General features: G+C 71.7%; 18 protein-coding genes. 11 read left to right on the top strand and 7 right to left on the bottom strand.

Features of this window, described 5'->3' with window-relative positions; genetic code table 11:
• Positions 1–49 precede the first annotated feature (49 nt).
• Positions 50–424: a F0F1 ATP synthase subunit epsilon gene (locus OHA17_RS12920; protein ID WP_053726996.1), complete on the top strand. Its 375-nt coding sequence runs from the start codon at positions 50–52 to the stop codon at positions 422–424.
• Between the two features lie 127 nt (positions 425–551).
• Positions 552–998, top strand: a complete 447-nt coding sequence (locus OHA17_RS12915; protein ID WP_053726997.1) for a DUF2550 domain-containing protein — start codon at positions 552–554, stop codon at positions 996–998.
• A gap of 299 nt (positions 999–1,297) precedes the next feature.
• Here OHA17_RS12915 and OHA17_RS12910 read toward each other — a convergent pair whose 3' ends face one another.
• From OHA17_RS12910 to OHA17_RS12900, 3 genes are all read right to left on the bottom strand, one after another.
• Positions 1,298–3,142, bottom strand: coding sequence for a glycosyl hydrolase family 18 protein (locus tag OHA17_RS12910; RefSeq protein WP_406506735.1), 1,845 nt, complete (start codon positions 3,140–3,142; stop codon positions 1,298–1,300).
• Positions 3,143–3,298: 156 nt separating this feature from the next.
• Complete coding sequence (locus tag OHA17_RS12905; RefSeq protein WP_406506733.1) at positions 3,299–3,943, bottom strand: response regulator; 645 nt, start codon at positions 3,941–3,943, stop codon at positions 3,299–3,301.
• The gene (locus tag OHA17_RS12900; protein WP_406506731.1) at positions 3,940–5,133 is read right to left on the bottom strand and encodes a sensor histidine kinase; all 1,194 of its coding nucleotides are present in this window, start codon (positions 5,131–5,133) and stop codon (positions 3,940–3,942) included. The genes OHA17_RS12905 and OHA17_RS12900 overlap by 4 nt, the downstream gene beginning before the upstream one ends.
• Positions 5,134–5,283: 150 nt before the next feature.
• Here OHA17_RS12900 and OHA17_RS12895 point away from each other — a divergent pair, with 150 nt between their 5' ends.
• The 5 genes from OHA17_RS12895 (at position 5,284) to OHA17_RS12875 (ending at position 8,784) form a co-directional block, all read left to right on the top strand.
• Positions 5,284–5,916, top strand: a complete 633-nt coding sequence (locus OHA17_RS12895; protein WP_406506729.1) for a hypothetical protein — start codon at positions 5,284–5,286, stop codon at positions 5,914–5,916.
• Between the two features lie 23 nt (positions 5,917–5,939).
• Positions 5,940–6,635, top strand: a complete 696-nt coding sequence (locus OHA17_RS12890; RefSeq protein ID WP_398879240.1) for a response regulator transcription factor — start codon at positions 5,940–5,942, stop codon at positions 6,633–6,635.
• Complete coding sequence (locus OHA17_RS12885) at positions 6,632–8,095, top strand: sensor histidine kinase (RefSeq protein WP_406506727.1); 1,464 nt, start codon at positions 6,632–6,634, stop codon at positions 8,093–8,095. Before OHA17_RS12890 ends, OHA17_RS12885 begins: the two co-directional genes overlap by 4 nt.
• A gap of 75 nt (positions 8,096–8,170) precedes the next feature.
• A complete protein-coding gene (locus tag OHA17_RS12880; RefSeq protein ID WP_053727004.1) occupies positions 8,171–8,587 on the top strand; it encodes a hypothetical protein in 417 nt (138 codons plus the stop codon).
• Positions 8,587–8,784: a hypothetical protein gene (locus OHA17_RS12875; protein ID WP_406506725.1), complete on the top strand. Its 198-nt coding sequence runs from the start codon at positions 8,587–8,589 to the stop codon at positions 8,782–8,784. Before OHA17_RS12880 ends, OHA17_RS12875 begins: the two co-directional genes overlap by 1 nt.
• 440 nt (positions 8,785–9,224) lie before the next feature.
• On the opposite strand, the gene OHA17_RS12870 is transcribed toward OHA17_RS12875, so the two are convergent.
• From OHA17_RS12870 to OHA17_RS12860, 3 genes are read right to left on the bottom strand one after another with little or no spacing between them, the layout of a single operon-like run.
• Positions 9,225–9,797: a cob(I)yrinic acid a,c-diamide adenosyltransferase gene (locus tag OHA17_RS12870; RefSeq protein ID WP_053727006.1), complete on the bottom strand. Its 573-nt coding sequence runs from the start codon at positions 9,795–9,797 to the stop codon at positions 9,225–9,227.
• Positions 9,798–9,810: 13 nt separating this feature from the next.
• Positions 9,811–10,572: an ABC transporter permease gene (locus OHA17_RS12865; protein WP_406506722.1), complete on the bottom strand. Its 762-nt coding sequence runs from the start codon at positions 10,570–10,572 to the stop codon at positions 9,811–9,813.
• A gap of 9 nt (positions 10,573–10,581) precedes the next feature.
• Positions 10,582–11,364 carry an ABC transporter ATP-binding protein gene (locus tag OHA17_RS12860; RefSeq protein WP_406506720.1) on the bottom strand — a complete coding sequence of 261 codons (783 nt, stop codon included), beginning with the start codon at positions 11,362–11,364 and terminating at the stop codon, positions 10,582–10,584.
• 83 nt (positions 11,365–11,447) lie between these two features.
• On the opposite strand from OHA17_RS12860, the gene OHA17_RS12855 reads away from it, so the two are divergent.
• The 4 genes from OHA17_RS12855 (at position 11,448) to OHA17_RS12840 (ending at position 16,343) form a co-directional block, all read left to right on the top strand.
• Complete coding sequence (locus OHA17_RS12855) at positions 11,448–12,089, top strand: TetR/AcrR family transcriptional regulator (RefSeq protein ID WP_406506718.1); 642 nt, start codon at positions 11,448–11,450, stop codon at positions 12,087–12,089.
• Between the two features lie 135 nt (positions 12,090–12,224).
• A complete protein-coding gene (locus tag OHA17_RS12850) occupies positions 12,225–13,073 on the top strand; it encodes a 3-hydroxyacyl-CoA dehydrogenase family protein (RefSeq protein ID WP_406506717.1) in 849 nt (282 codons plus the stop codon).
• Between the two features lie 134 nt (positions 13,074–13,207).
• Positions 13,208–13,531, top strand: coding sequence for an STAS domain-containing protein (locus OHA17_RS12845; RefSeq protein WP_398879256.1), 324 nt, complete (start codon positions 13,208–13,210; stop codon positions 13,529–13,531).
• Positions 13,532–13,781: 250 nt separating this feature from the next.
• On the top strand, positions 13,782–16,343 hold the full coding sequence (locus OHA17_RS12840; protein WP_406506715.1) for an ATP-binding protein: 2,562 nt from the start codon (positions 13,782–13,784) through the stop codon (positions 16,341–16,343).
• 101 nt (positions 16,344–16,444) lie between these two features.
• Here OHA17_RS12840 and nucS read toward each other — a convergent pair whose 3' ends face one another.
• Complete coding sequence (gene nucS, locus OHA17_RS12835; protein ID WP_053727013.1) at positions 16,445–17,116, bottom strand: endonuclease NucS; 672 nt, start codon at positions 17,114–17,116, stop codon at positions 16,445–16,447.
• Between the last annotated feature and the right edge of the window lie 102 nt (positions 17,117–17,218).

Below are 17,218 nucleotides of genomic sequence, written 5' to 3'. Positions count from 1 at the left end.
CGACCCAACACCCGGCCGAACCGCCGGGTGGTGACCCGAGGAGCCAACCATGGCTACTGAGCTGCACGTCGAGCTCGTCGCCGCGGACCGCAGTGTCTGGTCCGGCGAGGCCACCCTGGTCGTCGCGCGCACCACGTCCGGCGACATCGGCGTCATGCCCGGTCACCAGCCGCTCCTTGGTGTGCTGGAGTCGGGCCCGGTGATGATCCGTACGAGCGAGGGCGGCACCGTCGTCGCGGCGGTGCACGGTGGATTCATCTCTTTCGCCGACAACAAGCTTTCGCTGCTGGCGGAGATCGCCGAGCTGGCGGACGAGATCGATGTCCAGCGTGCCGAGCGTGCGCTGGAGAGTGCGAAGTCGGAGTCGGACGCCGCCGCTGAGCGACGCGCCGATGTGCGACTGCGTGCGGTGGCGGTGCGCTAGCACCCCCGCCGGAGATTTCCCTCAGCCGCGGCTCGGTCCGGAATTTTCCGGAGCCGGTCGCGGCTGAGGCGATGCAGGCAGATTTTTCCGTTGCTGGATTACTGGTTGAGCGAGGAGGTCGGTGTAGATGACCCTCGCTCTGCTTGTGTGTGGTCTGGTCGTCGCGCTGGTACTGGTGGGACTCTTCGTCTTCGGTCTGCGCCGGCGGCTGATCCAGCGCTCGGGCGGCACGTTCGACTGCAGTCTGCGCTGGGGGCTTCCGGAGACGCCGGACACCAGCGGCAAGGGCTGGGTGTACGGGGTGGCCCGCTACAACGGTGACCGGATCGAGTGGTTCCGCGTCTTCTCCTACGCGCCTCGGCCGCGGCGCGTTCTTGAGCGGTCGGCGATCGATGTCGTGGCTCGGCGCCTGCCCGAGGGCGAGGAGGAGCTGGCCCTCCTCTCGGACGCGATCATCCTTGGCTGTACGCACCGGGGTACGCGGCTTGAGCTGGCGATGTCCGAGGATGCGCTGACCGGCTTCCTCGCCTGGCTGGAGGCGGCGCCCCCGGGCCAACGGGTGAACGTGGCGTAGCCGGTCTTCCCCCACCCCGCCCCTTCCCGAGACCCTCCGGGGGTGTGGTGGGCTGAGCTGGACTCCTGGGGCTCCGCCCCAGACCCCGTTCGCGCCTTAAGGGCGCTCGTCCTCAAACTCCGGACGGGCTGAGGTTGCCCGTACCCGGTGCTGTTAGGGGCGCGGGGAACTGCGCGACCAGCCATGCACGGTCCGCAGATGACACGGCCGCGCAATAGCCCCTCCGGCGTTTGAGGAGCGGGGGTCTGGGGGCTGAGCCCCCAGAAGGCGGGGGACGGGCCCGCCTTCCAGGGTGCCGGTCAGTTCAGGCCGGAGGACATGGCCGAGAGCAGCTCACCATTCGACGTATCCCCGCTGAACTCCCAGAAGAACGCCCCCCTCAACCCCTGGTTCTTCACGTACGTCATCTTTCCGGTGATCGTCGACGGCGTGTCGTAGCTCCACCAGTTGGAGCCGCAGTGGGCGTAGGCCGTGCCCGCGATCGTGCCGGTCACGGGGCAGGCGGTCTTGAGGACCTTGTAGTCCTCGATGCCCTGTTCGTACGTGCCGGGGGCCGGGCCCGTCGCCGTGCCGCCCGGGGCGTCCTGCGTCACGCCCGTCCAGCCGCGGCCGTAGAAGCCGATGCCCAGGTTGAGCTTGTTCGCCGGGACGCCCTTCGACTTGTACTTCTGGATCGCCGCGTCGGTGTTGAAGCCCGCGATCGGGATGCCGTTGTACGAGGTGAGCGGGGAGTGCGGGGCCGTGGGGCCCTGGGCGGCCCACGCGCCGAAGAAGTCGTACGTCATGACGTTGTACCAGTCGACGTAACTCGCCGCGCCCCCGTAGTCGGCCGCGTCCATCTTGCCGCCCGCCGAGCCGTCGGCGGTGACGGCGGCCGTGACCAGCGCCGAGCTGCCGAACTTGGCGCGCAGCGCGGCCAGCAGGTTCTTCAGGGCCGCAGGACCGCTCGTGTCGCAGGACAGGCCGCAGGCGTTGGGGTACTCCCAGTCGATGTCGATGCCGTCGAAGACATCGGCCCAGCGCGGGTCCTTGACCAGGGAGTAGCAGGAGTCGGCGAACGCCGCCGGGTTCGCGGCCGCCGCGCCGAAGCCGCCGGACCAGGTCCAGCCGCCGAAGGACCAGAGGATCTTGATGTTCGGATACTTCTTCTTCAGCTCGCGGAGCTGGTTGATGTTGCCCGCGACCGGCTGGTCCCAGGTGTCGGCGGTGCCGTCCACGCTGGAGTAGGCGTCGTACGTCTTCTGGTAGTCGGCGTAGGCGTCACCGATGGCGCACTGGCCGTTGGTCACGTTGCCGAACGCGTAGTTGATGTGGGTCAGCTTGCTCGCCGAGCCCGACGTGACGATGTTCTTCACCTGGTAGTTGCGCTGGTAGATGCCCCAGTCGGTGAAGTAGCCGAGCTTGACCGTGGAGCCCGGGCCGGGGTTGCCTCCGCCCCCGGTGGTGGTGACGGTGACCGAGCCCGAGGAGGGCCCCGTCTGGTCGGCGGTGTCGCGCGCGGTCACGCTGTAGGTGTAGGTGGTCCCGGCCGTGAGGCCCGTGTCGGTGTACGTCGTGCCGGTGACGGTCGCGATCTTGGCCGAGCCCCGGTAGACGTCGTAGTTCTTGACGCCCTTGTCGTCGGTCGCGGCCGACCAGGACAGCGTCGCGCCGGTGTCGGTCACGCCGCTCGCGGTCGGGGTGCCGGGCGCGGACGGCGGATTGTCGCCCGGGGTCGAACCCCCGTCGCAGGAGCCGCCGTTGAGCTTGCAGCCCGAGGGCGAGCCGGAGCCCGCGCCGTTGAAGCCGAAGCTCACGCTGGCGCCGGGGGCGAGGGCGCCGTTGTACGACTTGTTCTTGGCGGTCCAGTGGGTGCCCGAGCTGGTGACGTCCGCGTCCCAGGCCGAGGTCACGGACGTACCCGAGGGGTAGTCCCACTCCACGGTCCAGGAGCTGAGCGCGGTGGTGCCGGTGTTCTTGATGGTCCAGCCGGCCCCGAAGCCGGTACCCCAGTCCGAGGACTTGGCGTACGTGGCGGTCGCCGAGGTGGCGGCTTCGGCGGGGGAGGCGAGGCCCACGAGTGCGGCCAGGGGGAGGGCGAGTGCGGTCAGGGCCGCTGCGGCTCTTGATCTGAAGCGCGTACGGAGATGACGTGCGGTTCTCAAGGCTGCTCCCGAATGGTGCGACGGTGGTGGGGGTGGGACCCTGCTCCGTCCGATGGGGTGCGCCTCAGGGACGGCGCGCCCATCAGCAGTGTGCGGTGAGCGTAGAAAGGTCTGTACCAACCGTCAAGAGGTCCAGACCTCCGACACATGCCGGCCTCAGATCCCCAACTCCTGGGCCAGTACCGCCGCTTGGACCCTGCTGCGCAGCTCCAGCTTGCCGAGCAGCCTGCTCACGTGCGTCTTCACCGTCGCCTCCGCCATGTCCAGGCGTACCGCGATCTCCGCGTTGGACAGGCCCCGGCCCAGACACGAAAGGACCTCGCCCTCGCGGCGGGTCAGGGTGTCGAGCGCGGCGGGGCGCCGCCGGGCCACGGGGTGCGGGGCCGAGGCGAACTCCGCGATGAGGCGGCGGGTCACGGCCGGGGCGATCAGCCCCTCGCCGCGCGCCACCGTACGCACCGCCTCGATCAGGTCCTTGGCGTCCGTGTTCTTGAGCAGGAAGCCCGAGGCGCCGGCGCGCAGCGCCCCGAAGACGTACTCGTCCAGGTCGAAGGTGGTCAGGACCAGGACGTCGGCGAGCCGCTCGCCGGTCACGGCGGCGGTCGCCGAGACCCCGTCCAGCTTCGGCATCTGAATGTCCATCAGGACCAGGTCGGGGCGCAGCTCGCGGGCGAGCGCGACCGCCCGCTCGCCGTCCGCCGCCTCGCCGACCACCTCGATGTCCGGGGCGCTGGAGAGGATCAGGACGAGCCCGGCCCGTACCGCCGACTGGTCCTCCGCGACCAGGACCCGGATTGTCATGCGGTCAACTCCTCGTCGTGGGCGGGCAGTTGGGCCCGCACCTGCCAGATCTTGGTGCCGTCCCCCGCCGATTCGGGGCCGGCGGCGAAGGCCCCGTCGAGCAGTTCGGTCCGCTCGCGCATCCCGATGAGCCCGGCCCCGGAACCCGGCGCGCGCGGGCCGGGACGGTCGCCGTACGGGCTGGTGACGCGCACCGTGAGCAGCCCGTCCAGGCGCGTGAGTACGACCTCGACGGTGCCGGGCGCCGCGTGTTTGAGCGCGTTGGTCAAGGACTCCTGGACGATCCGGTACGCCGCCAGCTCCACCGGCGCGGGCAGCGGCCCGTCCTCGGCACGCCGGTCGTCGAGCGTGAAGTAGAGACCGCTGTCGGCCCCGTTGGTACGGGCCTGGGCGAGCAGCGCGTCGAGCCCGGCCAGGGTGGGCGCGGCGGTGGGCTCGTCGCGGCCGCTGGTGTCGCGGAGCAGCCCGATGAGCCGGCGCATCTCGGCGAGCCCGTCCACGCTGTTCTCGCGGATCACCGAAAGCGCCTGCCGGGTGGTCGCCGGATCGTCGAGGGAGAGCGCGGCCGTGGAGTGGATGGCGATCGCCGAGAGGTGGTTGGCCACCATGTCGTGCAGCTCGCGGGCCATTCGCGCGCGCTCGGCGACCACGGCCTGGCTGCGGTCCATCTCGGCGAGCAGCGCGGTCTGTTCGGCCCGCAGCCGGGCGCTCTCGGCGGCCTCGCGGTGGTTGCGCACGAGGGCCCCGGTGGTGGCGGGCGCGAACGAGATGATGGCCGTGATCACGCCGATGAGCAGGGCCTCCGGTCGGTGGATCCAGGCGTAGAACCCGATGGTCACGCCGACCGTGATCAGTCCGGTGCTGACCGGGATGCGGCGCGCGGCGGAGGGCGATCCGTACACGACGGCCGCGTACACGAGGTCGGTGAACATCACGACCGTCGCCAGGCTGCCGAGCGTGAACTGGTCGAGGACCAGCAGGAAGGTGCCGAGCACCAGGGCGGTCTGCGGGGCGGTGCGGCGCAGCAGTTCGAGGCCCGCCGTCCCCGCCAGCGGCAGCAGCACCCAGGCGCCGCCCAGCGCTCGGCCGCCCTGGGTGTGCAGGCCGACGGCCCACAGGACGAGCCCGCCGAGCAGCCCGGCCCCGGCGATCAGGACGTCGTCGCGGTCTGGTCGGGAGAGCGGCTTCACGGTCCCATCCAACACGGCGGCCGGGCGCCGGGCCTCACCGCACCGGGCGATGTGCCGCTACATCGAAGGATGCAGTCCCGTTTCGTCACTGGCGACGACGAAGGGGCGCCGGACGCGGGCGAGCCTGGAGGAGTACGAAAGGAGACCACCGTGATCGTCACGCTGATCATCGCCTGCGAAGTCGGCTTCTGGGTCCTGCTGGCCGCGGGCCTCGCCCTGCGCTACCTCGCCAGGATGCGGAGGGCGAGCGTGGCGGTGCTGTTGTGCGAGCCGCTCCTGGAGGTGGTGCTGCTCGTGGTGACGGCCGTCGACCTGAAGAACGGCGCGCAGCCGGACTGGAAGCACGGCCTGGCCGCCGTCTACATCGGCTTCTCGGCGGGGATGGGCCACTACATGGTGACCCGCGCCGACGCCTGGGTCGCCTACCGCTTCGCGGGCGGCCCCAAGCCCGCCAAGGCACCCGAGGGAGGCAGCGCCAGGACCGCGTACGAGTGGAGGATGGCGGGCCGCTTCACCGTCGCGGCGCTGCTCGCGATCGCCCTGCTCCAGGCCGCGATCTGGTACGTCGGCGGCGACGGCAGCACCGACTCGCTGCGGATGTGGCAGCAGAAGATGCTGTACGTGATCGGCATCAACGTGATCATCGCGCTGAGCTACACGCTGTTCCCGAAGAAGGTGGAGGAGGCGAAGGCGAGGCCCTCGGTGTTCGACCGGCTCCTGAAGCCCGCGTCGGAGCGGTCCGGGGCGCACACAGGCGAGGACCGTACGCTGACCCGGCGGTAGCCGGACGAAGTGAGGGAGCGCGGATGAGCGGGCCGAGCCGTCCCGGGGACGTCCTGGTCGTCGACGACGACGATGCGGTGCGCCGCTCGCTCGACCGGGGGCTCAGGCTGAACGGGTTCCGGGTCCGCACCGCCGACGGCGGCCGCGCCGCGCTCGCCGCGATCGGGCAGAGCCCGCCCGATGTGCTCGTCCTGGACGTGTCCATGCCGGGGATGAGCGGCATCGAGGTGTGCCGGACGCTGCGGGATGCCGGGCACGACCTGCCCGTCCTGATGCTGTCGGCGCTGGACGAGACCGCCGACCGGATCGCCGGGCTCCAGGCGGGCGGCGACGACTACCTGGTCAAGCCGTTCGCCCTTCAGGAGCTGGTGCTGCGCCTGCACGCCCTGCTGCGCCGCCGGCCGCCCGCCCCGCACGACGTGGTCCGCGCCTGCGGCCTCGTCATCGACCCGGCGGCACGCACCGCCGAGCGCGACGGCCGCCCCCTCGACCTCACCCGGCGCGAGTACGAACTCCTCGAAGTCCTGGCCCGCAACGCCGGCCTCGTCCTCAGCCGCGACCAGCTGCTCGAACGGGTCTGGGGGTACGACTTCGACGTGCGCACCGACGCCGTAGACACCTTCGTGAGCTATCTGCGCCGCAAACTGGAGGCGGACGGCGCGCCCCGGCTCGTCCACACCGTGCGCGGTGTCGGCTTCGTCCTGCGGGAGCAGCCGTGAAGCTCTCCACCCGGATCGCGCTCGCCGTCGGCGTCACCGTCCCGCTCCTGGTCCTGGCCTGTGGCTGGCTGCTGTTCGCCCTGGTCGCCCGCGATCTGCACCGCGCGGAGGACAGTCACCTGCGGACCCGGGCCACCGCCATCGCCCAGGACGCCCGCACCTTGCTGCGGGCCGCCGCCAACGACCAGCCGACCGCCGAGGAGAACCGCCAGCGCCGCCTGTTCAACGCCGCTCTGGACGTCGGCGTACGGCTCATCGGTCCCGACGGCACGTTCAGCGGCGGCCCGCAGCCCGACGCCTCGGTGGCGCTGCCCGCGGTGGGAAAGAATCCGGTGACGATCCGCGCCGCCGGCCGCAGCTGGCGGGCGTACGCGCTGCCGGTCAAGGGGGCGCAGGTCTCCGGCACGCTGTGGGTGTTCGCGCCGGACACCGCGAGCCGCGCCCAGCTCGCCCTGGTCCGCGACCGCGTCGTCACCACCGCGCTGCTCGCCGCCCCGCTGTCCGCGCTGCTCGCCTGGGCCATCGCGAGCGGCGCTACCCGCCCGCTGGGCAGGCTCCGCAAGGCGGCGGCCGGGCTCGACCCGCGGACGACCTCGGCGCGCCTGCAACACCGGCCGACCCGAGTCGCCGAGGTCGACGACCTGGCCGCCACCCTCCAGACGGTCCTGGCCCGCTACGACGAGCAGGCCGCCCGCACCGCGCAGGCGCTCGACACAGCCCGCTCCTTCTCCGCGGCCGCCTCGCACGAGATGCGCAACCCGCTGATGAGCATGGGCACCAACCTCGACGTCCTGGCCCACCCCCGGCTCCCCGACGCCGACCGCGCCGAGGTCGTCGAGGACCTGCGCCGCGAGCACGCGCGGCTGCTCGGCATGCTGGTGGCGCTGCGCGAACTGGGGCGCGGCGACCTGGTCGAGGCCGACGCCTTCCGGGTGCTCGACGTGGCGGAAGTCGCCGACGCCGCCGTCGCCGAGGCCCGCAGGCGCGCCCCGGACGCGGTGATCACGCTGAGCGCCGGACCCGCGCCGGTGCACGGCTGGGAGCCCGGCATCCGGATCCTGCTCGACAACCTGCTCGGCAACGCGCTGGCCCACGGAAGGGATGCTCAGGGCCGGGCCGAGATCGCGGTCGCCGTCGGCCTCGCGGGCGGCCAGGTGCTGATCACCGTCGACGACCGGGGCCCGGGCATCGCCCCCGCCGACCGCCAGGAGGTGTTCCGCCGCTTCCACCGGGGGCCCGCCAGCACCGGATCCGGGCTCGGTCTGACCCTGGTCGCCCAGCAGGCCGCGCTGCACGGCGGCACCGTCGAACTCGGCGAGGGGCCGGGCGGGACCGGCACCCGGTGCACGGTCGGGCTGCCCGCCGGGGACCCGGCCCGGGAGGGCGAACTTCCGGCCCGGCGGGACTGGTTGACGGTCACCGCCGAGCGATCACAGAGTTCCCACAAAGAGCCTTCCTAGCCTCCGGGGCGTACGGGAAATCCGTACATCACGAATCCGTACCTCACCAATCCGTACGTCACGGAGGCAGCAGTCATGCGCAACGCCATCTTCAACCGCCGCCGGGTCGCGGCGGCAGCCCTCGCCGCGACGGCCGTACTGACCGTCACCGCGCCCAGCGCCTTCGCGGACTCGACGCCCTCGCCGGCCGCCACCGCGAAGGCCCCCACCGGCGACGGCGCCAAGAGCATCTGCAAGCGCGAGCCCAAGACCGAGAAGCGCATCGAGCGCGCCCTGAACCGGCTCGGCGGGGGAGCGGACACGCTGGGGTCGGTGGCCCGGATGCAGCAGCGGGAGGACAACGCGAAGAAGGAGGGCCACACCGCGATCGCCACCTACCTCGACCACAAACTCACCTACCGCAAGGGCCTGGTGACGACCCTTCAGCAGCGCCAGAAGGACCTCAAGGACGTGGCCTCCTGGTGCGCGGCCAACAACAACGGGACCAAGTGATGCGGGTTCGGGGCGTGCCGCTCGCCGTGGCGGCCGCGGCCCTGACGGCCGCGCTCGCCACGGGCTGCGCCCACTCGCACCCCCAGCCCCAGTCCGGGTCGTCGTCGAGCGGCACCGAGCAGCAGATGGAGAAGAAGGTGAGCGACGCGGAGTCCGCCGCCGCGGCGGCAGACGCGGACACGCAGGCGGACCGATAACCACCCCCGGGGCTCCGCCCCAGACCCCCGAGGGGTTTGCCCACCCGCCCGCCCGTGCAGGGGGTTGGAGAGGTTGAGCCCCGGGGCTCCGCCCCAGCCCCCCTGAGGGGCTGCGCCCCTCGAACCCTCGCAGGGGGCTCCGCCCCCTGCACCCCCGTTCGCGCCTGAAGGGCGCTCGTCCTCAAACGCCGGACGGGCTGAAGGCGCTGGTACTGGCCAGCACTTGTCCTGCTGGGCGGACGGGCGAAGATGCCGATCCTGGCCGGCACCAGCACCGCTAGGGGCGCGGGGAACTGCGCGACCAGCCACGCACGGCCCGCAGCCGAAAGCGGGTTCAGCAACCGCACGGCCCGCAGCGAAAAGTGGGTTTAAGGGGTGCGAGGAACTGCGCAAAAGGGCCCGGGGAGTCACCCCCCCCCGCACGCACCACCCCCCGAGCCCTACCTCTCACCCCCCGGCACCCACAGCACATCCCCCACCTCCTTGTTCGCCGCGCGGGCCAGGATGAACAGGAGGTCGGAGAGGCGGTTCAGGTAGGTGGCGGTCAGCGTGTTCATGACGGCTCCGTGCACCTCCAGGGCCGCCCACGTGGAGCGTTCCGCGCGGCGCACCACCGTGCACGCCTGGTGCAGCAGGGCCGCGCCGGGGGTGCCGCCCGGCAGGATGAAGCTGCGCAGCTTCTCCAGCTCCTCCAGGAAGCGGTCGCAGTCCGCCTCCAGCTTGTCGACGTAGGACTGCTCCACCCGCAGCGGCGGGTACTCCGGGTTCTCGACGACCGGCGTGGCGAGGTCCGCGCCGACGTCGAACAGGTCGTTCTGGACCCGGACCAGCACCTTCACGACCTCCTCGGGAAGCTGCCCGAGCGCGATGGCCGTGCCGATCACGGCATTGGCCTCATTGGTGTCGGCGTACGCCGAGATCCGCAGATCGGTCTTGGCGGTCCGGCTCATGTCGCCGAGGGCGGTCGTGCCCTGGTCGCCGGTGCGGGTGTAGATGCGCGTCAGATTGACCATGCGGCCAGAGTAGTTACGCTCCGGCCGTCCGGAAGACGCGTGTGCCCACCGTCACGGCGAGCACCGCGAAACCGACCGCCACCAGGCCCCCGTAGAGCATGGTCGTGGTGGCGTACGAGCCGAGGTACGCGGAGCGCACCGCGTCCACCAGATAGCGGAACGGCATGAAGTGCGACAGCACGTTCAGCCACGCGGGCGCGAGCGTCATCGGCAGCATCAGGCCGGACAGCAGCATCGACGGCATGGCGATCGAGTTGATCGCCGGGCCGAACCCCTGCGGCGTGCGCACCTTCATGGCGAGCGCGTACGACAGCGAGGCCAGTGACAGGGTGAGCAGCGCCACGAAGGCGAAGCCGATGAGGATCCCGGCGAGCGGCGCGCGCAGGCCCATCACCAGAGCGGTGAGCACCAGCAGCACCGCCTGGAAGACGAAGAGCGCGGAGTCCCGCAGGACCCGGCCGAGCAGCAGGGCCAGGCGCGAGACGGGGGTGACGCGCATGCGCTCCACGACGCCCCAGCTGCTCTCGATGATGACCGCGAAGCCCGCGAACGAGGCGCCGAACAGGGCGAGTTGGAGCAGCAGGCCGGGGACGAGGACCTGCCAGGAGCTGCCGTTCGAGCCAAGCGGCATATGGGTCAGGAGCGGGCCGAAGAAGAGCAGGTAGAGCAGCGGCATCAGCACGCCGAAGAGGATCTGGAACTTCGAGCGCAGGGTCTGGCGGGCGTACCTGCCGAAGATCAGCGCGGTGTCGGACAGCAGCGGTGAGGCGGTCATGGGGGAGTCCTAGACGGCTACGGGGGTGGATTCCTGCGGGGTGGCACTGCGCCCGGTGATGGCGAGGAAGGCGTCCTGGAGCGAGGCGTCGGGGCCGCCCGCGTGCCGGGTCTTGAGGTCGGCGGGCGTGCCCTCGGCCACGATCACGCCCTTGTCGACGATCACCAGGCGGTCGGCGAGCGCGTCGGCCTCGTCCAGGTAGTGGGTGGTGAGGAAGACGGTGGTGCCGTGGTCGGCCCGGATCGCGCGGACCAGGTCCCACAGGTCCGCCCGGCTGCCCGGATCGAGGCCGGTGGTCGGCTCGTCGAGGAACAGCACCGCGGGCCGGTGCATCAGGCCCATCGCGATGTCGAGGCGGCGCCGCTGACCGCCGGAGAGCGTCGAGGTCTTGCGGTCCAGGAGCCCGTCGAGGCCGAGGTCGGCCGCCAACTCCCTTGCGCGCAGCGCTGATTGGGCCTTGGTGAGCCGGTAGAGGCGGCCCTGGGTGACCAGCTCCTCGCGTACCGAGACGTTCGGGTCGACGCCGCCGGACTGGGCCACGTATCCGCAGGCCCGGCGCACCGCGGCGGGGTCGCGCAGCAGGTCGTGGCCGGCCACGGTCGCCGCGCCGCCGGTCGGCGGGAGCAGCGTGGTGAGCATCCGCAGCGTGGTGGTCTTGCCCGCGCCGTTGGGGCCGAGGAAGCCGAGGATCTCGCCGGCCCGCACCGTCAGGTCGATGCCGCGCACCGCCTCGACCGGGCCGGCCTTGCTCTGGAAGGTCCGGGCGAGCCCGGCCGTGCTGATGATTGCCATGGGTCAAGAAAAACAGAGGGACTTAAATTTTGCAATGGCTCCAAAATTTAAGGGAGTGCAGGAGGATCGCCTACGCTGGAGCCATGGCAGAAGGGCTCAGGGAGCGGAAGAAGCGCGAGACCAGGCAGCGGATCTCGGACCTGGCCACCGGGCTCTTCATGGAGCGCGGCTTCGAGGCGGTGACGATCGCCGAGATCGCCGAGGTGGCCGACGTCTCGGTGAACACCGTCTACAACTACTTCCCCGCCAAGGAGGACCTGTTCCTCGACCGCAGCCGGGGCATCGTCGACCGGCTCTCGCGCTGGGTGCGCGGCCGCGACGAGGGGGAGTCGGCCGCCGAGGCGGTCCTGCGCGAGCTGCGCGCCGAGGTCGAGTCGGTCTCGCCCCGGGTCGGTCTGATGGAGGGCTACAGCCGGTTCATGGCCGTCATCCACGACTCGCCCGCGCTCAAGGCCCGGCTGTGGGCGGTGGGCCAGGAGGTCCTGGACAACCTGGACGCGACCCTGCGCGAGGAGGTCGGCGCACCCGCCGACGAGGCGCTGCCCGCACTGGTCGCGGGTCAGATCAACTGGGTCCACCAGACGGCGATGGCGGCCATCGGCCGCGAGATGATGGCCGGCCGCGATCCCAAGGCGGTCTCCCGCGAGGTGCTCGTCCTGATCGACGAGATGGAGGGGCTCCTGGGGGACAAGGTGCTCAACTACGCCGTACGGGGCGCCCGCTGAGACCCACCTCACGCCGTCCGGTGTGATGTCCGTCATCTGAGACGTGACGCGCATCTCTTAGCACTCCCAGAACGCCGCCCGGCCGATAGCCTCCGCCAAGAAGGCTTGGGTGGAAACCTGTTGGAGGGAAGTGTCGTGGCCAGGAAGCTCGCCGTCATCGGAGCCGGACTCATGGGGTCCGGTATCGCGCAGGTCTCGGCCCAGGCGGGCTGGGACGTCGTCCTGCGCGACGTCACCGACGAGGCCCTCACCCGGGGCACCGACGGCATCAAGGCCTCGTACGACCGGTTCGTGAGCAAGGGCAGGCTGGACGCCGAGGACGCCGAGGCCGCGCTCGCCCGCATCACCACGACCACCGACCTGGACGCGGCCGCCGACGCCGACATCGTCGTCGAGGCCGTCTTCGAGAAGCTGGAGGTCAAGCACGAGATCTTCCGCACGCTCGACAAGATCGTGCGCGCGGACACCGTGCTCGCCTCCAACACCTCGGCCATCCCGATCACCAAGATCGCGGCGGCCACCGAGCACCCCGAGCGGGTCGTCGGCGTCCACTTCTTCTCGCCGGTCCCGATGATGCAGCTGTGCGAGCTGGTGCGCGGCTACAAGACCAGCGACGAAACCCTCGCCACCGCGCGGGAGTTCGCCGAGTCGGTCGGCAAGACCTGCATCGTGGTCAACCGCGACGTGGCCGGCTTCGTGACCACCCGCCTCATCTCGGCGCTCGTCGTCGAGGCGGCCAAGCTGTACGAATCGGGCGTGGCCAGCGCCGAGGACATCGACCTCGCCTGCAAGCTGGGCTTCGGCCACGCGATGGGCCCGCTCGCCACCGCCGACCTCACGGGCGTCGACATCCTGCTGCACGCCACCAGCAACATCTACACGGAGTCCCAGGACGAGAAGTTCGCCCCGCCGGAGCTGATGCGCCGGATGGTGGACGCGGGTGACATCGGTCGCAAGAGCGGGCAGGGCTTCTACAAGCACTGAACCGCCGACCGCCCGAAGCCCTCACTCCCAGGGGTGAATTAGGTATCGGTTCGCTCACGGGCGGCAACTTCTGTGGCCGTGAGGCAGTCAGTTGTTGAGTCGGTTGGAAAGTCAGAGCACTCTCGGGAGCGCATATGCACATCAGGGGCGACCACGTCGAGCTGGTCGTCGGGGGCCGCCTCGACGTCCGCAGCGCGGCGGACGCCCGTACGGCCCTGCACTCGGCGGTCGACGACGGGGCCGGAGACCTCGTGCTCGACCTCACCGAACTGGACTCGTGGGACGCCACCGGCCTCGGCGTGATCATGGGGGCCCACCGCCGGGCCGGGCGGTGCGGCCGGCGCCTCGTACTGCGCGGCGTACCGCCCCAGATGCAGCGGCTCCTGGTCGCCACCCGGCTGCACCGCATCCTCACGATCGAGGGCGGCATCGTCGCCGAGGCCCTGCCCCGCGTGTAGCGGGTCGGGAGTTGTCGTGACAGGAGTGCGGGAAACGGACTCCGCGCGCAATCCTCACGAGACTGTGACGTCTTGGGCGGGGCGGCACCCCGCCTGTTCATAGATACTGTCCGGAGGTCTAGGGTTCGGCTTCCCGCCGATCGACGAACCCACACGGCGGGCACCGGACCAGAAGCGACAGCGAAGAGCGAAGTGCGTAAGGGCCGGGAGGGGCATTCCTTACGCACCACGCATCTGGGGGGCTTTCACCATGGACCCGATGAACCGGGGACCGGAAGAGTTCAACCATGCCGACGACACGGTCGGCGTTGCGGGCGCACACGCGGAACCGGGCGCCGGACCGCAGCGCCCGCCGCGCGACAGGGAGCCCGTCACACCCGACTTCGGACCGCGCGCGGCAGGTCTCGCCCGCACCGTCCAGCTCGTCTCGGGCGACTTCCTGCTCACGGTCAATCCGATCGACGGCAGCGAGATCGAGAACTGCCCGCCGGGCGCGATACCCGGCCGTGCGGTGCGGCGCAGCGCCGCCGAGCGGGCCGAGGGCGAGAGAGCCGCCCGGCCGCCGCTGCCACCCGGCCTGATGACACCGACCCCCGCTCTGCTCGAACGGCAGGAGGAGCGAGCCAGGCTCGTACGCCTCCTCGGCCGCGGCCGCTCCGTGCGGCTCACCGGGCCCGCCGGCTCCGGGCGCAGCGCCCTCCTCGACGCCGTCGCCGGTGACTGCGCCGAGCTCGCCCCCGACGGCGTCGTACGCCTCTCGGGCCACCGCCGCACCCCCACCGAGCTGCTCCACGAGCTGTACACCACGGTGTTCCACGCGCCGCTGCACCGCCCCGACCGTGCCGCGCTCCTGGAGCGGGTGCACGAGATCGGCGCCGTCGTCGTGCTCGACGACCTCGAATTCGGCGGGGCCACCCTCGAAGAACTGCTCATGGCCACGCCCGAGTGCGCCTATGTGCTTGCCGCCACCCCCGACGTACCCGCGCCGCAGTCCGACTCGCACGTCGAAGAGGTCTTCCTGTCCGGCCTCGGCCGCAGCGCCTCGCTCGAACTCCTGGAGCAGGCCGTCGACCGGGCGCTGACCGACGAGGAGGCCAACTGGGCGGGCGACCTCTGGTTCGAGTCCGAGGGCCTGCCGCTGCGCTTCGTCCAGGCCGGCGCCCTGCTGCGCCAGCGCGACCACCTGCGCGGCGAGCCCAACTCCCTTGATCCGTACGGCTTTCCGATGGAAGAGCCCGCCGAGGCCTCGGTGTTCTCGGGCGAGGGCCGCGAGATACCGCTGCCCACGCTCGGCGAGGGCGCGGCCCCCGCGGCGCTGCTCGCCTCCCGGCTGAGCGAGGCCGCCCGGGCCACCCTGCGATTCGCGGTCGCACTCGGCGGCGAGGTGCCGCACCAGGCGCACCTGCCCGCGCTGGTCGGCGACACCCACGCGGACGCCGCCCTCGGCGAACTCCTCGACAGCGGGCTCCTGTCCCCGGTCGGCTCCCGCTACCGGCTCGCCGCCGGCGTCCTCGCCCAGCTGGAGAGCACCGGGTACGCCACCGACGCGGCCGAGCGGGCCCACGCCGCCGCCCAGCACTACACCTGGTGGACCGGGCACCCCTCGGTCACCCCCGAGCGGGCCGCAGTGGAAGCGGACGCGGTGCTCGCCTCGATGAGCGCGCTCGTCCCCGGTGACCAGGGCGAGCACCCCGCCACCGCGGTCCGGCTGGCCCGCGCCGCCGCGCCCGCCTTCGCCGCGGGACTGCACTGGGGCGCCTGGGAGCGGACGCTGCGTGTCGGGTCCGAGGCCGCCCGGCTGACCGGCGAGGTGGCCGAGGAGGCGTACTTCCACCACGAGTTGGGCGTCCTCGCCCTGTGCAACGGCGGCCTGGACCGGGCCCGCGCCGAGCTGGAGGCCTCCATCGGCCTGCGCGGTGCGCTCGCCGACAAGCGCGGCACCGTCGCCGGCCGCCGGGCCCTCGCCCTGGTCGAGGACCGCTCCGGCGGGCTGCTCCAGGGCGGACGCACCCCCGCCGCGGAAGAGGTGCCCCCGCCCCGCTACGAGGAGCCCAAGGCGCCGCCCGGGGGCGTTCCTCCGGCCGCGGTGACCGCCCAACTCCCGGACCCCGGCGTCACGTTGATCACCCGGCGGGAGACCCCGGTCGGTGCCGCCATGCCCAAGGCGCGGCGCACGCTGTTCGGCGGTGCCAGGCGCAACCTCATCGCGGCCGGCGCGGGCGCGCTGCTCGCCGCGGTGCTCGGCACGGTCGTGACCCTCGGCGCGACCTCCAACAACAACGACGACGGCCAGGGCGACAACGTCAAGCAGCAGCAGTCGGCCAACGAGGACGACGGCAGCGGCGGCCTGAACGCCGACCCGAACAACCCGGGCAGCAGCGCCAAGCCGGGCGACAACAAGGGCGGCGGTCCCGCGAGCCCGAGCAAGCCCGGCGCCAGCAGCAAGCCGGGCGCCTCCGGGCAGCCGGTCCCGGGCACCAGCGGCAGCCCGAGCACCCCGGGCAAGTCGTCCACCGGGCCGTCCACGCCCTCCAAGCCGTCCACGCCGGGCAAGCCCTCGACCCCGGGGAAGCCGTCGCACTCGACGCCGCCCACGCCGACGCCGAGCAAGTCCAGCACGCCGACGTCCACGCCTTCGACGCCCACCACTCCGTCGTCGCCGCCGAGCGGGGGCAGCAGCCCGCCGCCACCCTCCACCAATTCGCCGCCGGCTTCGAGCCCGGCCGCCAAGACCCCGACGTCCAGCGCGCCGGCCGGTTCCAAGCCGCCGACGACGTCGACCAGCCCCACCAAGAGCGCCCCGGCGACCTAGACACCTCGGTCGCCACCGGGCCCGCGTAAGACCCCGTACGGCACGAGAAGGGGCCCGCAGCACTCTGCGGGCCCCTTCTCGTACGTACCGGAACCGGCCGCTCAGAACAGCCGGAGCTTGTCGTCCTCGATGCCGCGCAGGGCGTTGTAGTCGAGCACGACGCAGCCGATGCCGCGGTCGGTGGCGAGCACGCGGGCCTGGGGCTTGATCTCCTGGGCCGCGAAGACGCCCTGCACGGGGGCGAGGTGCGGGTCGCGGTTGAGCAGCTCCAGATAGCGGGTCAGCTGCTCCACGCCGTCGATCTCGCCGCGCCGCTTGATCTCGATCGCGACGGTCTTGCCGTCACCGTCGCGACACAGGATGTCCACCGGGCCGATGGCCGTGGGGTATTCGCGGCGGATCAGGGTGTATCCCTCACCGAGCGTCTCGATGCGATCGGCGAGCAGCTCCTGGAGGTGCGCTTCCACGCCGTCCTTGATCAGGCCAGGGTCCACGCCGAGTTCGTGGGAGGAGTCGTGGATGACCTCCTCCATCGTGATGATGAGCTTCTCGCCCGCCTTGTTGATGACGGTCCAGACGCCCTCGTCGTCCCCCGAGCCCTCCTTGAGGGTGCACGGCGGAGACATCCAGTTGAGGGGCTTGTAGGCCCGGTCGTCAGCGTGGATGGAGACGCTGCCGTCCGCCTTCACCAGGATGAGACGGGGGGCGGAGGGCAGGTGGGCGGTGAGCCGGCCCGCGTAGTCGACGGAGCAGCGGGCGATGACGAGACGCATGGTGGGCAACGCTACTCGACTCCCCCCGCCGAACGCGATTCGCCCAGGAGTGCACTGTTCGTTATTGGCCGGTTATGTGCCAAGTACCTGCCGCGGGCCGGA

This window comes from Streptomyces sp. NBC_00212, from assembly GCF_045206365.1.
Lineage (GTDB): Bacteria > Actinomycetota > Actinomycetes > Streptomycetales > Streptomycetaceae > Streptomyces.
The sequence above is the reverse complement of the archived record's forward strand: the minus strand, read 5'-3'. Positions and strand labels throughout refer to the sequence as shown.

Excerpts from the sequence above, each read along its gene's own strand:
- OHA17_RS12920 (WP_053726996.1), top strand. The coding sequence starts at position 50 with ATGGCTACTGAGCTGCACGTCGAGCTCGTCGCCGCGGACCGCAGTGTC.
- OHA17_RS12915 (WP_053726997.1), top strand. The coding sequence starts at position 552 with ATGACCCTCGCTCTGCTTGTGTGTGGTCTGGTCGTCGCGCTGGTACTG.
- OHA17_RS12905 (WP_406506733.1), bottom strand. The coding sequence starts at position 3,943 with ATGACAATCCGGGTCCTGGTCGCGGAGGACCAGTCGGCGGTACGGGCC.
- OHA17_RS12890 (WP_398879240.1), top strand. The coding sequence starts at position 5,940 with ATGAGCGGGCCGAGCCGTCCCGGGGACGTCCTGGTCGTCGACGACGAC.
- OHA17_RS12880 (WP_053727004.1), top strand. The coding sequence starts at position 8,171 with ATGCGCAACGCCATCTTCAACCGCCGCCGGGTCGCGGCGGCAGCCCTC.
- OHA17_RS12875 (WP_406506725.1), top strand. The coding sequence starts at position 8,587 with ATGCGGGTTCGGGGCGTGCCGCTCGCCGTGGCGGCCGCGGCCCTGACG.
- OHA17_RS12870 (WP_053727006.1), bottom strand. The coding sequence starts at position 9,797 with ATGGTCAATCTGACGCGCATCTACACCCGCACCGGCGACCAGGGCACG.
- OHA17_RS12865 (WP_406506722.1), bottom strand. The coding sequence starts at position 10,572 with ATGACCGCCTCACCGCTGCTGTCCGACACCGCGCTGATCTTCGGCAGG.
- OHA17_RS12860 (WP_406506720.1), bottom strand. The coding sequence starts at position 11,364 with ATGGCAATCATCAGCACGGCCGGGCTCGCCCGGACCTTCCAGAGCAAG.
- OHA17_RS12855 (WP_406506718.1), top strand. The coding sequence starts at position 11,448 with ATGGCAGAAGGGCTCAGGGAGCGGAAGAAGCGCGAGACCAGGCAGCGG.
- OHA17_RS12845 (WP_398879256.1), top strand. The coding sequence starts at position 13,208 with ATGCACATCAGGGGCGACCACGTCGAGCTGGTCGTCGGGGGCCGCCTC.
- OHA17_RS12840 (WP_406506715.1), top strand. The coding sequence starts at position 13,782 with ATGGACCCGATGAACCGGGGACCGGAAGAGTTCAACCATGCCGACGAC.
- nucS (WP_053727013.1), bottom strand. The coding sequence starts at position 17,116 with ATGCGTCTCGTCATCGCCCGCTGCTCCGTCGACTACGCGGGCCGGCTC.